The sequence below is a fragment of the Micromonospora citrea genome (assembly GCF_900090315.1).
In the GTDB taxonomy this organism is placed as follows: Bacteria; Actinomycetota; Actinomycetes; order Mycobacteriales; family Micromonosporaceae; genus Micromonospora; species Micromonospora citrea.
On the sequence record NZ_FMHZ01000002.1, the window covers coordinates 3,685,024 to 3,698,194 of the forward strand.

Annotated in this window: 10 protein-coding genes; 6 read left to right on the top strand and 4 right to left on the bottom strand. The window is 74.6% G+C overall.

Annotated features, from left to right (window positions below; genetic code table 11):
- Positions 1–29: 29 nt before the first annotated feature.
- The gene (locus GA0070606_RS16915; protein WP_091100926.1) at positions 30–1,202 is read left to right on the top strand and encodes a thiolase family protein; all 1,173 of its coding nucleotides are present in this window, start codon (positions 30–32) and stop codon (positions 1,200–1,202) included.
- A 25-nt stretch (positions 1,203–1,227) separates the two neighbouring features.
- Here the strand turns inward: GA0070606_RS16915 and GA0070606_RS16920 are convergent, their stop codons facing one another.
- Positions 1,228–1,881, bottom strand: coding sequence for a class I SAM-dependent methyltransferase (locus GA0070606_RS16920; protein ID WP_091100930.1), 654 nt, complete (start codon positions 1,879–1,881; stop codon positions 1,228–1,230).
- A 143-nt stretch (positions 1,882–2,024) separates the two neighbouring features.
- On the opposite strand from GA0070606_RS16920, the gene GA0070606_RS16925 reads away from it, so the two are divergent.
- The 4 genes from GA0070606_RS16925 to GA0070606_RS16940 all read left to right on the top strand — a co-directional run bounded on the left by GA0070606_RS16925 (position 2,025) and on the right by GA0070606_RS16940 (position 7,228).
- Positions 2,025–3,026, top strand: coding sequence for a phosphotransferase (locus GA0070606_RS16925; protein WP_091100934.1), 1,002 nt, complete (start codon positions 2,025–2,027; stop codon positions 3,024–3,026).
- Positions 3,027–3,236: 210 nt separating this feature from the next.
- On the top strand, positions 3,237–4,835 hold the full coding sequence (locus tag GA0070606_RS16930; RefSeq protein ID WP_091100937.1) for a glycoside hydrolase domain-containing protein: 1,599 nt from the start codon (positions 3,237–3,239) through the stop codon (positions 4,833–4,835).
- Between the two features lie 139 nt (positions 4,836–4,974).
- Entirely contained in the window at positions 4,975–6,585 is a 1,611-nt protein-coding gene (locus GA0070606_RS16935; protein ID WP_091100939.1) for a glycoside hydrolase domain-containing protein, read from the top strand.
- 130 nt (positions 6,586–6,715) lie between these two features.
- Positions 6,716–7,228, top strand: coding sequence for a hypothetical protein (locus tag GA0070606_RS16940; RefSeq protein ID WP_091100943.1), 513 nt, complete (start codon positions 6,716–6,718; stop codon positions 7,226–7,228).
- Between the two features lie 47 nt (positions 7,229–7,275).
- Here GA0070606_RS16940 and GA0070606_RS16945 read toward each other — a convergent pair whose 3' ends face one another.
- Together GA0070606_RS16945 and GA0070606_RS16950 are read right to left on the bottom strand one after the other, a co-directional pair.
- Entirely contained in the window at positions 7,276–8,874 is a 1,599-nt protein-coding gene (locus GA0070606_RS16945) for a ricin-type beta-trefoil lectin domain protein (protein WP_091100945.1), read from the bottom strand.
- A gap of 186 nt (positions 8,875–9,060) precedes the next feature.
- Positions 9,061–11,370 carry a hypothetical protein gene (locus tag GA0070606_RS16950; RefSeq protein ID WP_091100949.1) on the bottom strand — a complete coding sequence of 770 codons (2,310 nt, stop codon included), beginning with the start codon at positions 11,368–11,370 and terminating at the stop codon, positions 9,061–9,063.
- A 122-nt stretch (positions 11,371–11,492) separates the two neighbouring features.
- Between GA0070606_RS16950 and GA0070606_RS16955 the strand changes: the two genes are divergently transcribed.
- The gene (locus GA0070606_RS16955) at positions 11,493–12,200 is read left to right on the top strand and encodes a glycosyltransferase family 2 protein (RefSeq protein ID WP_091100952.1); all 708 of its coding nucleotides are present in this window, start codon (positions 11,493–11,495) and stop codon (positions 12,198–12,200) included.
- 68 nt (positions 12,201–12,268) lie between these two features.
- Here GA0070606_RS16955 and GA0070606_RS16960 read toward each other — a convergent pair whose 3' ends face one another.
- Positions 12,269–13,171 carry a transketolase family protein gene (locus GA0070606_RS16960; RefSeq protein WP_091100956.1) on the bottom strand — a complete coding sequence of 301 codons (903 nt, stop codon included), beginning with the start codon at positions 13,169–13,171 and terminating at the stop codon, positions 12,269–12,271.

Below are 13,171 nucleotides of genomic sequence, written 5' to 3' on the forward strand. Positions count from 1 at the left end.
GTGGAAGCCGAAGTTACCGGGGAGTAGTCATGAGTGACGCAGTCATCGTCGGCGCGGTACGCACCCCGGTCGGGCGGCGCAAGGGCAGCCTGGCCGCCGTGCACCCGGTCGACCTCTCCGCGCACGTGCTGCGCGCCCTCGCCGAGCGCACGGGCATCGACCCGGCGCAGGTCGACGACGTGGTCTGGGGCTGCGTCTCCCAGGTCGGCGACCAGTCGTGGAACGTCGCCCGCAACGGCGTGCTCGCCGCCGGCTGGCCCGAGTCGGTGCCCGGCACCACGCTCGACCGGCAGTGCGGCTCCAGCCAGCAGGCCCTGCACTTCGCCGCCGCCACCGTGCTCTCCGGCCAGGCCGACCTGGTCGTCGCCGGCGGTGTCGAGTCGATGACCCGGGTGGCGATGGGCTCCAGCGTGGCCGGCGGGTCGCCGTTCAGCGACCAGCTGCGCGAGCGCTACCGGGGCGTCGAGGGCTTCGCCGACGACGCGCCGCTGCCGTTCAACCAGGGCGTCGGGGCCGAGCTGATCGCCGCGCGCTGGCGCTTCTCCCGCGCCCAGCTCGACGAGTTCGCCCTCGCCAGCCACGAGAAGGCCGCCGCCGCCCAGGACGCCGGTGCCTTCGACGCCGAGATCGCGCCGGTCGCCCTCGCCGACGGCGGCAAGTTCGCCGCCGACGAGGGCATCCGTCGGGACACCTCGCTGGAGAAGCTCGGCGAGCTGGCCACCCCGTTCCGCCCCGACGGCGTCGTCACCGCCGGTTCCGCCTCGCAGATCTCCGACGGCGCGGCGGCGCTCGCCGTCACCACCAGCGAGTGGGCCAGCCGGCACGGGCTGCGCCCGCTGGCCCGCGTCCACACCGCCGTGGTCGCCGCCGACGACCCGGTCACCATGCTCACCGCCCCCATCCCGGCCACCGCCAAGGCGCTGCGCCGCGCGGGGCTGGGCATCGAGGAGATCGGGGTTTACGAGGTGAACGAGGCGTTCGCCCCGGTGCCGCTGGCCTGGCTGGCGGAGACCGAGGCGGACGCGGAGCGGCTCAACCCGCGCGGCGGGGCGATCGCCCTCGGCCACCCGCTCGGCGCCTCCGGCGCCCGGATCATGACGACGATGCTCGCCCACATGCGGGACAACGACATCCGCTACGGCCTCCAGACCATGTGCGAGGGCGGCGGCATGGCCAACGCCACCATCGTCGAGCTGCTCTGACGCCCCCGGCCCGCCGGGGCGGGAGCTACGCCCCGGCGGGCCTGCGCGCCACGATGTGGCCCTGCGGGGTCTTCTCGGTGCCCTCGGGCTCCTTCACGACCTTGGCCCACAGGTCGAACCCGGCCTCGCGCAGCAGCGCGGCCACCTCGTCCGGCTGCTGCCGGTACCAGTCGGCGCAGATCGGCTTGCCGAAGGCCTCGTCGAGGTGCAGGCGTTCGTCGCCGACCTGGAAGGCGAGCATGAGCTGCCCGCCCGGCGCGAGCACCCGGTGGAACTCGGCGAAGACCTCGGGCCGCCGCTCCCAGGGGACGTGGATGACCGAGTAGTAGGCGAGCAGCCCGCCGAGGGATGCGTCCGGCAGGTCCAGCGCGAGCATCGAGCCCACCTCGAACCGCAGCTCCGGGTACGTCTCCCGGGCCAGCGCGACCATCCCGGGCGACAGGTCGATGCCGAATGCGTCCAGTCCCAGGCGGTGCAGCAGGATCGTGATCCGGCCGGGCCCGCAGCCGACGTCGGCGACGGGACCGTTGTCGCCGGCCTTCACCAGCTCGGCGAAGGCGGTCAGCAACGCGCGGTCGAGGGGCCTGCCGTCCATGTCCGTACGGAGCCACTCCGTGTAGTCGGCGGCCATGGTGTCGTAGGAGTCGCGGGTGTCGGCGAGGAACGAGGCGTCCGGCATGGCGGTGAAGGCTAGTCTTGTCCCCCCAACGGCGGCGACGACGTCGCGTGGGCCGGCCCGGGCGCGTCGCTCGCCGCCGGCCACGAGGGTGCGCCGGAATAAGGTGTCGCACCGGTGCCGGTGGCGGGGCTAGATTCCGCGACGTGACCGCTGTCCCCACGCCGTACGCCGACTGGACCGACCCGTACTGGCGGGACACCGCCCTGGGCTGGGTCGGCGACCGGCTCGGTCGGCACGGCCGGCGGATCGTCGGGCCGGTCGAGCCACGGGTCCGGCCCTGGTCCCTGGTCTGGCGGGTGCCCACCGACGCCGGGGACGCGTGGTTCAAGGCGAACAACCCGGGCACCCGGCACGAGGCGGCGCTGCTGGACGCGCTGGCCCGGCTCGCCCCGGGGAGGGTGCTCGACCCGATCGCGGTCGACGCCGAGCGCGGCTGGTCGCTGCTGCCGGACGGTGGGCGCTCGCTGCGCGACGCGCTGGCCGGCGACCGCGACGTGCTGACCCGCTGGGAGCGGGTCCTGCCGGAGTACGCCGACCTCCAGCGCACGGTCGCGCCCCGGGCCGGCGAGCTGCTCGCGCTCGGGGTGCCCGACCACCGGCCGGAGGCGCTGCCCGAGCTGTTCGAGGCGCTGCTCGACGACCAGGAGTCGCTGCTGCTGGGGGCGGCGGACGGGCTCGACGTCGAGGCGTACGGGCGGCTGCGCGCCCATCGGGACACCTTCGCCGAGCAGTGCCGGCGGCTGGCCGACTCCGGCGTCGCGCCCAGCGTCCAGCACGACGACCTGCACGACGGCAACGTCTTCGTCGGGGACGACGGGCACCGCTTCTTCGACTGGGGCGACGCCTCGGTCGCCCACCCGTTCGGCACCCTGCTGGTCACGCTGAACTCGGTCGCGCACGCCCTCGACCTGCCCGCCGGCGATCCGACGCTGGCGCGGCTGCGCGACGCGTACCTGGAGCCGTGGTCGGACCGGCACGACCGGGCGGCGCTGCGGGAGGCCTCCCGGCTGGCCGTCCGCGTCACCCGGGTCAGCCGCGCGCTGTCCTGGCGTCGGGCCCTCGTCACCCGCGACCCGGCCCGGGCGCAGTACGCGTCCGCGGTGCCCGGCTGGCTGACGGAGCTGTTCGAGCCCGACCCGGTCTGAGCCCACGTCCGGCGCCCGCCCGCGCGACACTCCGGCCCGCCTCATACCCACGTCCGGCGCCCGCCCCGCGCGACACTCCGGCCCGTCCCGCACCGGCCACGACCTCGACAGGAGGGGTCGACTGTGGTCAGAATCAGCGGGCCGGCGCAGCGCGAGGGACGTGCCGCGTCCGACCGCCGGCGTCCGACCCAAGGGACAGATCGGGGAATCGTGAAATCCACACTCTCGCCGGCCGGGCTGCGCCGGGCCACCCGTCGGACCCTGGCCGGCGCCGCCGCCACCGTCCTCGGCGCCGGCCTCGCGCTGACGGCCGTGCCCGGTCCCGCCCTCGCCGCCGTCGGGCCGCAGCCCGGCACCTACACCGGCCTCGGCTTCGACGCCTGCACCGCGCCGACCGGCGCACAGATGCAGGCGTGGCGCGAGCACTCGCCGTACCGGGCCGTCGTCATCTACTTCGGCGGCGTCAGCCGCGGCTGCGCCCAGCCCGCCCTCACCGCCGAGTGGGTGGCCGCCCAGACGGCGGCGGGCTGGCACCTCGTCCCGATGTACGTCGGCCTCCAGGCTCCCTGCCTGGCCACCAGCCGGCCGCGCATCGATCCGGCGCAGGCGGCGGCGCAGGGCCGCGCCGAGGCCGACGACGCCGTGGCGCGCGCGGTGGAGCTCGGCCTGCCCCGGGAGAGCGTCCTCTTCTACGACATGGAGGACTACGACGGCGGCGACGCGACCTGCACCAGCGCGGTCCTCACGTTCATGAGCGCGTGGACCGCCCGGCTGCACGACCAGGGCTACCTCTCCGGCTTCTACAGCAGCATGGCCCGCGGCGTCGCCGACCAGGTCGCCGCCTACGACACCCCCGGCTACGTGCGGCCGGACTACCTCGACTTCGCCCGCTGGGACGACGTGGCGACCGTCTCCGACCCGGGCATCCCCGCCGGCTACTGGGCACCGAAGCGGCGGATCAAGCAGCACGTGGGCCCGCACGACGAGACGTGGGGCGGGGTCACCATCAACATCGACGGCGACTACCTCGACGTCGCCCCGCTGCCGGCCACCCGGTTCGGCGACTTCACCGGCAACGGCTGGTCGGATCTCGGCTACCGCGACCCGGCGACCGGCCAGGTGCACGTCTACGGCGGCAACGGCACCACGCTGAGCGGCCGGATCACGCTGGGCGCCGGCTGGAACGGCATGGACGTGATCATCCGGGCCGGCAACTTCGACCGGGCCGGCGGCGAGGACGTCATCGCCCGCGAGAAGGCGACCGGCTACCTGTGGCTCTACCCGGGCACGGGGTTGGGGATCAGCGGCCGGATCAAGCTGGGCGCGGGCTGGAACAGCGTCCGGGAGATCACCCCGATCGGCGACTACGACCGCGACGGCTACCAGGACCTGCTGGCGGTGCAGAGCTCCACCGGCGCGCTCTACCTCTACCCGGGCACGGGTGGCGGCGCGTTCCCCACCCGCGTGCTGCTCGGCTCCGGCTGGAACTCCGTGGACGAGCTGAACGCCGGCGGCGACTTCAACAACGACGGCTACCCCGACGTGGTCGCGCGGGAGAAGAGCACCGGCTACCTCTTCCTCTACCCGGGCCGGGCCGGCGCGCCCAACACCCGCACCCAGATCGGGTCCGGCTGGAACACGATGCGCGACCTCGTCCAGCTCGGCGACTTCGACCGGGACGGCCGGCCGGACATGGTCGCCGTGCAGAAGTCGAGCGGCTACGTCTACCAGTACCGCTGGCTCGGCGCCGGCTGGGCGTCGCCGATCCGGCTCGGCACCGGATTCGGCGCGATGACGCCGCTGCTCTGACCGACCCCGGCGGTCTCGACAACCGGCCCCGGCGGTCTCGACAAGGGGCGGTGACCCCGGCAGAATCGGCGTGCCGGTGTCGAGCGAGAGACGCGTTCGCGTCCGCCCCCGGCCATCCACGACCGAGGATCGGGGACTCGTGACGCTCCACTCCAATGCGCCCGCCGGGCTGCGCCGTGCCGCCCGCCGGGCCCTCGCCGCCACGGCGGCCGCCGTGCTCACCGCCGGCGCCGCCCTGGCCGGCGTCACCGGCCCCGCCCGGGCCGCCGGCTACACCGGGCCGCATCCCGGCACGTTCACCGGCCTGGGCTTCGACACCTGCACCGCGCCGTCGAGCGCCTCGATGACGGCGTGGCTGGCCTCGCCGTACCGGGCGGTGGGCATCTACATCGGGGGCAACGGCCGGGCCTGCGCACAGCCGAACCTGACGCGGGACTGGGTGACCACCCAGGCGGCGGCGGGCTGGCGGTTCTTCCCGCTCTACGTGGGGCCGCAGGCGCCCTGCCGCAGCACCAGCAAGCCGCGCATCGACCCGGCGCAGGCCGCCGCGCAGGGGCGCGCCGCCGCGGACGACGCCGCCGCGCGCGCCCGCGACCTGGGACTCGTCCGGGAGAGCACCGTCTTCTACAACATGGAGAAGTACCCGGCCGGCGACGCGGCCTGCTCGGCGGCGGTGCAGACCTTCACCCACGCGTGGACCACGCGCCTGCACGACCACGGCTACTTCTCCGGGTTCTACACCGACGTGGCCTCCGGCGGCCTGGCGGACCAGGTCTCCGCGTACGGGCGGGCGGGCCACGGCAAGCCGGACTACCTGGACTTCGCCCGGTGGGACGGCGTACAGACGGTGACGGACGAGGCGCTGCCCGAGTCGTACTGGATGCCGAAGCAGCGGATGAAGCAGTACCGGGGCGACCACCACGAGACGTGGGGCGGCGTGACGATCAACATCGACAGCAATCACCTCGACGTCGCCCCGCTGCCGGCCGCCGGGTTCGGCGACTTCACCGGCAACGGCTGGGCGGACCTGGGCTACCGCGACCCGGCCACCGGCCGGCTGTACGTCTACGGCGGCAACGGCGTCGGCCTGAGCGGCCGGGTCTCGCTCGGCGCGGGCTGGAACGGCATGGACGCGATCGTCCGGGCCGGCAACTTCAACCGGTCCGGCGGCGAGGACCTGCTGGCCCGGGAGAAGTCGACCGGCTACCTGTGGTTCTATCCGGGCAGTGGCTCCGGCGTGACCACCCGGGTCAAGGTCGGCAGCGGCTGGAACGGCATGCGCGAGATCACCCCGGTCGGGGACTGGAACCGCGACGGCTACCAGGACCTCGCCGCGGTGCAGAGTTCCACCGGCGTGCTCTGGCTCTATCCCGGCAGGGGCACCGGCTTCGGCAGCCGGGTCGCGCTGGGCGGCGCGGGTTGGAACGCGTTCGACGAGCTGACCGGCGGCGGCGACTTCACCGGCGACGGGCGCCCCGACGTGCTCGCCCGGGAGAAGGGCACCGGTCGCCTCCACGTCTACCCGGGCGGCCCTGACGGCCTGCTCGGCGCCCGGATCGACGCGGGCGCCGGCTGGGGCGGGATGCGCGACCTCGTCCAGCTCGGCGACTTCGACCGCAACGGCCGGCCGGACCTGGTGGCGGTGCAGCAGTCGACCGGCAACGTGCTGGGCTACCGCTGGAACGGCGGCGCCTGGCTCAGCCCGACCCGGCTCGGCAGCGGATTCGGCGCGATGCAGCCGCTGCTCTGAGGCGTACGACCGGGCCCGCCGCGCCGGGGCGGGCCCGCAGGTCGGACAGGCGGTGCGACGCGCGGGCGTGGAAGTTCTGCAATTTGCACGTGACCCGCGTCACTCCGGGACGGCCCTCGTTGGGCAGGGCATGGACGTCTTCTCCCGAACGTTCCTCCCGGCCGCCGCCGAGGCCGGTGTGGCGGTGCAGACCGCCAGCCGGCACATGCCCGTCTTCCGCCGCTGCGTCGGCTCCGGCGACGCCACCATCCTGGTCACCCGGTGCAGCCGGCCCGACCGCCCGATGGCCGGCGAATACCTCCTGCTGCTGACCCACCGGCGGCTGGTCGTCACCCAGCAGACCCGGGTCCTGCACCGGCTGCGCCTGCACCTCAACACCGAGCTGCGCGAACTCAGCAACGTGACGTGGAGCCCCGACCCGCGCCTGCGCTCGGTCGAGCTGGCCGCCACGGCGATCGACGGGATCCGCGAGCGGTTCCTCATCCACACCCGGCACCCGAAGCAGGTGTGGCAGCTCGACGCGCTGCTCAACCACGCCTTCCGCACCCGGCTGCGGACGCCCCGGGAGCGGCTCGTCGCCACCATCGGCGAGGCGCCGGCGGTGGCGCGACCCAGCGCGTTCCGCCCCGCCGTCGTGCGCTGAGGGCGGGCGGCCGGCCCCCGTCGGAGCCGGCCGCCCGCCCTGCGCGCTCAGTAGACCCGGGAGCCGATGAAGTCGTCGTGACCGTAGCCGACCGGGTTGGCGAAGTTGCGCGACTCGAACGACCACTGCTGGCGGGTGCTGGTCGAGCAGGTGGCCAGCCGCAGCCGCGGGCTGCCGCTCGTCGGGCTGTCGAACGCCAGGCAGAGGTTGGTGTTGCCGGCCGCCTTGAGCTGGCTGCCGGCCAGCACGAACTTCTGGTTCGCGCCGCCGTGGCAGTTGTAGATGTTGACCGCCGTGCCGGCGCTCAGCGTGCCGCCGGAGACGTCGAGGCAGCGGTCGTGGGACAGCTCGGAGTGCAGCGACTGCCGGGCTGGGTCGTACCAGAAGCCCTGGTTGCGCCCGCCGTGGCAGCCGTACGACTGCTGTGGTGTGCCGTTGCGTGAGTCGTAGCCCTTGCCGTCCACGCAGGTGCCGGTGGCGGCGTTGCGCAGCTGCCTGAACTCGAACAGCCCCGGGTAGAGCACGCCGTTGCCGGTGCTGGCCGGGTCGACGCAGGTGGCGCGCTGCTGGCCGGAGTTCCAGAACTGGGTGACGCACTGGGCGAACATCCCGTGCCCCCGGTAGTTCGGGTGGAACGACTGCCGTGCCGCGTTCTCGTCCCAGATGCCGAGCTCGATGTACAGGCCGCGCACCGAGGTGCTGTCGGTGCACACCTCGTGGCCGTGGAACAGCCGGCTGGCGTCGAGGTAGCGGGTGCCGGTGTTGACGGCCGCCGCCCGCAGCGCCGACTCGAACATCGGCACCGCCTTGTTCCGGGCGAACGCCGCGTCGGCCAGGTAGAGCAGGCAGCCGCCGGCGTACCAGCCGGGGAAGTTCGGGTTGTCCTCCACGTCCGGGCTGCCCGGGCTCGGGTACGACATGAACACCAGCTCGTAGTCCGACCGCAGGTAGCCGGCGTCGGTCATGGTCCGCCGGATGTCGTTGAGCGCGTCCTCGACCGCGCGCCGGCTGCCGTCGGTGCGGACCGTCCACTGGTCGGTGTAGGTGGGATAGCAGGGGCCCTGGAGGAAGACCCGGCGGACGGCGCAGTCGGTGGCGACCGGCCCGAACTGGATCGTGCCGTCGCCGTTGGCGCCGACCACCACCCAGATCAGCCTGATGTGCGTGTTGCGCGCCTTGATCGCGAGGTGGTCACCCTGGTTCAGTTCGTTGTGCTGGGTGGGCCCGCCCCGGATCAGGTTCCACGGGGTCGCTCCGGAGCAGGCGATGTTGTACTTCTCGTCGGCGGGGATCCCGGTGCGGAAGACCGCCTGGTCGTACGAGCGGTCGCACCAGTTGCCGGGTTCGTGGGTGCCGGGGACGTAGTTGCCCACCCCCTCGCCCGAGATCTCGCTGTCGCCCATGGTGACGAGGGCGGTGCGGCGCTGTTCGATGGGGCGGACGGCGGGCGTGCCGTAGAGCGCGGTGGCCTCGGCGGCGCGGATCGCCTCCAGGTCGGCCGGGAGCGGCTGGATGGCGGGTCGGTCGGCCGCGGTGGCGGGGGCGGCCGTTCCGGCGAGCATCGGCAGGACGAGAGCGGCGGCGGCGACGACGCTGAGGAGCCGTCGTCGGGTCGCGCGTTCGCGCCTGGCAGGGGAACCAAGCATCGACGCACTCCTTTCGGCTCGATCGCGGGACGTCGATCGAGTTACCAGAAGGTAGCCCCGGCTTCGAAAGATGTGAATGCGTCTCGTAATTGTTGCGCGCGGAATGCAGAACCGGACGATCCGGGCAAGCCGGGCGGTGGGGGCGGCTGGCGCGTCAGCAGCCGGGCGGCGTCGAGGGTCGGCGCGTCAGCGCGCGGGTGGCAGGGCGTACCCCACGTGGCCCCGGAACTCGACGCGCCAACCGGTCGGCACCAGCCGCTGGCACGCCGGCCGGTCGCCGGTGCAGACGATCGCGTCAACGGTGGCCGGGTCGGCCGGCGGGCGGTCGGGCAGCACGGACTGGAGCGCCACCAGCTCCGGCGGGCGGCCGTCCGGGTCGCGCAGCAGCAGCCACCAGGGGTACTCCCAGTTGTCGTTCTGCTGCACCAGGCCGATCCGGCGGGCGTCCGCCGCGCGGACCGCGTCCGCCGCCCAGCGGAACTCCTCCGCCCACTGCGGACGCCGCAGGAAGCGGGTCTCCCAGTCCGAGGTGGTGAAGACCGAGCCCGCGCCGACCAGCCGGCGCGGGAAGCCGTACGACACCGCGAGCACCCCGGCCAGCGCGCAGGTGGCCAGCACGGTCACCGCGAGCCCGGCCGCCACCGACCGGCGGCCCGCCGCCTGACCGTCGCGCGCGGCCGCCCGGCGGCGGAACAGCGCGTCGAGCCAGAGCCCCGCCAGCGGTACGGCCAGCGTCAGCGCGTAGAGCAGCAGGCGGTTGCCCCACGGCTGCCACTTGACCATGGCGGTGTGCAGCAGCACGGCCACCACCACGACCGCCGCGTACGCGCGCAGCGGCCCCGCCTGCGCCGGGCTGACCCGGCCGGGGCGGGTCAGGGCGAACCCCGCCCCGATCAGCGCGAGCGCCCCCGCCAGCGGGAAGGCCACCCGGTCCTCGTCCGGATACCAGGACGGCACCGGGAACCGCTCCCGCCCGAAGGTGATGGCCCGGTCCTGGGCGTCCACCCCGATCAGGTCGGCGCCGGCGACGATCGCCGCGGCGCCCGCCCGGCGCACCGGCGCGAGCGGGGTGTCGAACGCCGTGTGCGCGATCCGCAGCGCGTTGACCAGCACCGAGGGCGGGTCGTGCCGCTCCATCGGAACGGACTCGCGCAGCCGGGGAGGGCCGAGCGGGTGGCCGAACTCGGCGGTCACCCGGGCCAGGAACGGCCCGACCACCACCGCCGCGACCAGCAGGATCAGCACCGACCCGGTCACCGTCCGAGCCACCTGGACCCGCGCCCGTGGGCCGCCCGACCCCTTCGGCGGTGAGGCCGGCGCGTCGGGCGGCCCGGCCGCCCCACCGGCGCGCCCCGCACCCGGGCCGCCCGGCTCGCGGGACCCGACCGGCGCCGACCCGCCCACCCCTGGCACCGATCCGTCGGCCGTCGATCCGTCAGTTCCCGGCGCGGCCCCGGCCCGCGCGAGCCGGAGCTGGGCGAGCCCCCAGAGCACCAGCAGCGGCCCGACGGCCATCAGCCCGTTGGTCTTGGTCACCGCGGTCAGCCCGGTGGCCGCACCCAGGCCGAGCATCGTCCCGATCCCGGTGCGCCGGCGCAGCCCGTCCAGCGCCAGCGTGGCCGCGCAGGCCACCCAGGCGGCGCAGACCAGGTCGGTCTGGGTGCTGGTCGCCTGGAGCGCCACCATCGGCGTGGTGGCGAGCACGAAGGCGGTGAGCAACTGGGCCCGGCGGCTCCCGCCGAGCTGGGCGGCGATCCGGGTCGCCGCCAGCAGCACGCCTACCCCGGCGGCCCACTGCACCAGGTGGTGCAGCGCGTCGCCGCCGGTGAAGAGGCGCAGGTGCAGCAGCAGGTACTCGGCACCGGGCGGGATGGTCACCTGCCGGTGGATGGCGGTGGGCCAGAAGTCGAGGTGCCCCTGGGCGACCCAGTGCTCCACCTTCGGCAGGTGGTAGGTCTGCGAGTCGAAGTTGTTCGGCTCGGCCAGCACGGCGATCAGCAGCTCGACCAGGAGCAGCCCGCCGACCGTGCCGGCGAGCAGCCGCTCGCTTCGCCCCGCCGTACGCCAGGCGTCGGCCAGGCGGGCCGACCAGCGGGGGCGGCGGGCGGCGCCCGCGCCCGGCGGGTCGGCATCCGGCGCAGGTGCCGGCGTGCCGGTGGCCCGGCCGGCGGCCGCACCCACCAGGGCGCGCCGCGGCGCCGCGACGGCCCCCGCCGCCCTCCGGGCGGCGTCCCGGCGTCGGCGCCGGGACGCGACCGCAGCCGAGGCGGCGAGGAAGAGCAGCCAGGCGACGGCGAACGCCGGCAGCGTGAGCAGCCGCAGCGCGCCCAGCACCTCCACGGTGAGCACCGCGAACGCGCCCGTGACCAGGGCCGCCCGGACCAGCGCGAGACGCAGCGGTGCCACCGTCCCGGTGGTGACCGGCCGGAGGGCGACGGTGAGCAGTCCGATCGCGGCGACGGGGGCCAGAACGAGCGGGTAGCCGGCAGCCGACATGGCGGAAGTAAACACCATCTTCCTGGGGCCGCCACGGCCGATGCCCACGGTGCTGGACGGCGCGCCGCTGACCAGCCAGGCTAGGCTAGGGCCGACTCATCGTCGCCACCGTGGAGATTCCCGTGAAGCTCTCGATCCTCATGCCGGTCTACAACGAGGAAGAACGCATCGCGGATGCTCTCAAGCAGGCATTGGCGGTCGACTACCCCTGCGAGATCGAGCTGGTCGTGGTCGACGACGGCAGCCGGGACGGCACCGGTGAGATCCTCGGCCGGGCCGACGACGCGCGCCTGCGGGTCATCACCCACCAGCGCAACGCCGGCAAGGGCGCGGCCATCAAGACGGCGGTCGACAACGCCGAGGGCGACTACATGGTCATCCTCGACGCCGACCTGGAGTACGACCCGCAGGACATTCCCAAGCTGCTCGACCCGGTGCTCGACGGCCGGGCCACGGTCGTCTACGGCAACCGCACCTTCGGCAGCCACAGCGCCTACAGCTTCTGGTACGTGATGGGCAACAAGGGCGTCACGATGGCCGCGAACGTGCTGTTCAACTCCTACATCGGCGACCTGGAGACCTGCTTCAAGCTGATGCCGGTGGAGCTCTACCGCTCGCTCGACGTCCGCTCGCGCGGCTTCGGCATGGAGGCGGAGGTGACCGGCAAGCTGCTGCGCCGCCGGATCCGCCCCTACGAGGTGCCGATCAGCTACCGCGCGCGGGGCCGCGAGGAGGGCAAGAAGATCACGTGGAAGGACGGCGTCGAGGCGCTCTGGATCCTCGGCCGCGAGCGCACCCGCCGCCGCCCCCTCGGCGCCCCGACCCGCTGACCGTCGCCACCCCGCCCTGACCGCCCGCCCGCCCGGCTCGGTGCCGGTTCCCCGCGCGAGCCGGCCGCTCAGCGGCCCGCCGATGCCGGCGCCGAGGCCAGGAATTCGTCCACCGAACGGCGCAGCCCGACGGCGTCCAGGCCGTGCCAGCGGGTGTGGTCCTCGGCCGAGCCGTAGCGGCGCAGCTCCTCGCGGCCCACGCCGAGGGCCAGCAGCCGGTGCGGCCGGTCGGCCAGCGCCGCCGACACCACCCGTGCCGACGTGCCCGCCAGGTAGGGCTCGACCAGGATGACCTCGGTGTCGGCCAGCGCCCGCAGGCCCGCGGTGTCGAACGGCCGGGGCCGGTGGGTGTACGCCACCGTGACGCCGAGGTCGGCCACCGCGGCCAGCGCCGCGTCCAGCACCGGGCCGACCGCGACCAGCAGCGGCGCGCCCGGACCCGCGTCGCGGAGCACCCGCAGCGTGCCGTCGCCGCCGTACGGCCGGGCGTTGTGCTGCGTCGAGAGCCGCAGGTACGCCGAAGCGTCGGCGGCCACCGCGCCGCGCAGCAGGGTGGGGACCTCGTCGGGGTGGCCCGGCACGTGCACGGTCCAGCCGTGCAGGCTGTCGACGAGCGAGACGTCGGCCGGCGACAGGTGGGTGCGCCCGGCCGCCGCCCGGTCGTACGACGCGCCGACGCTGACCAGCACCGCGGTCACGCCCTGGTGGTCCAGGTCCAGCTTGAGCTGCTCGTACGCGCGCTCGACCAGGAACGGGGCGTAGGTGTGCACGATCGGCCGGAGGCCGGTCAGGGCGAGCCCGCCCGCCACGCCCACCATCAACTGCTCCCGGATGCCGACGTTGAGCACCCGGTCCGGGTGCCGCCGCGCGGCGGGCTCGAACGCGGCGGCGGAGATGTCGGCCAGCACCAGCGCCGTACGCGGGTCGTCCCCCAGCAGCGCGGTGGTGGTGTCGACGAAACGCTCCCGCAT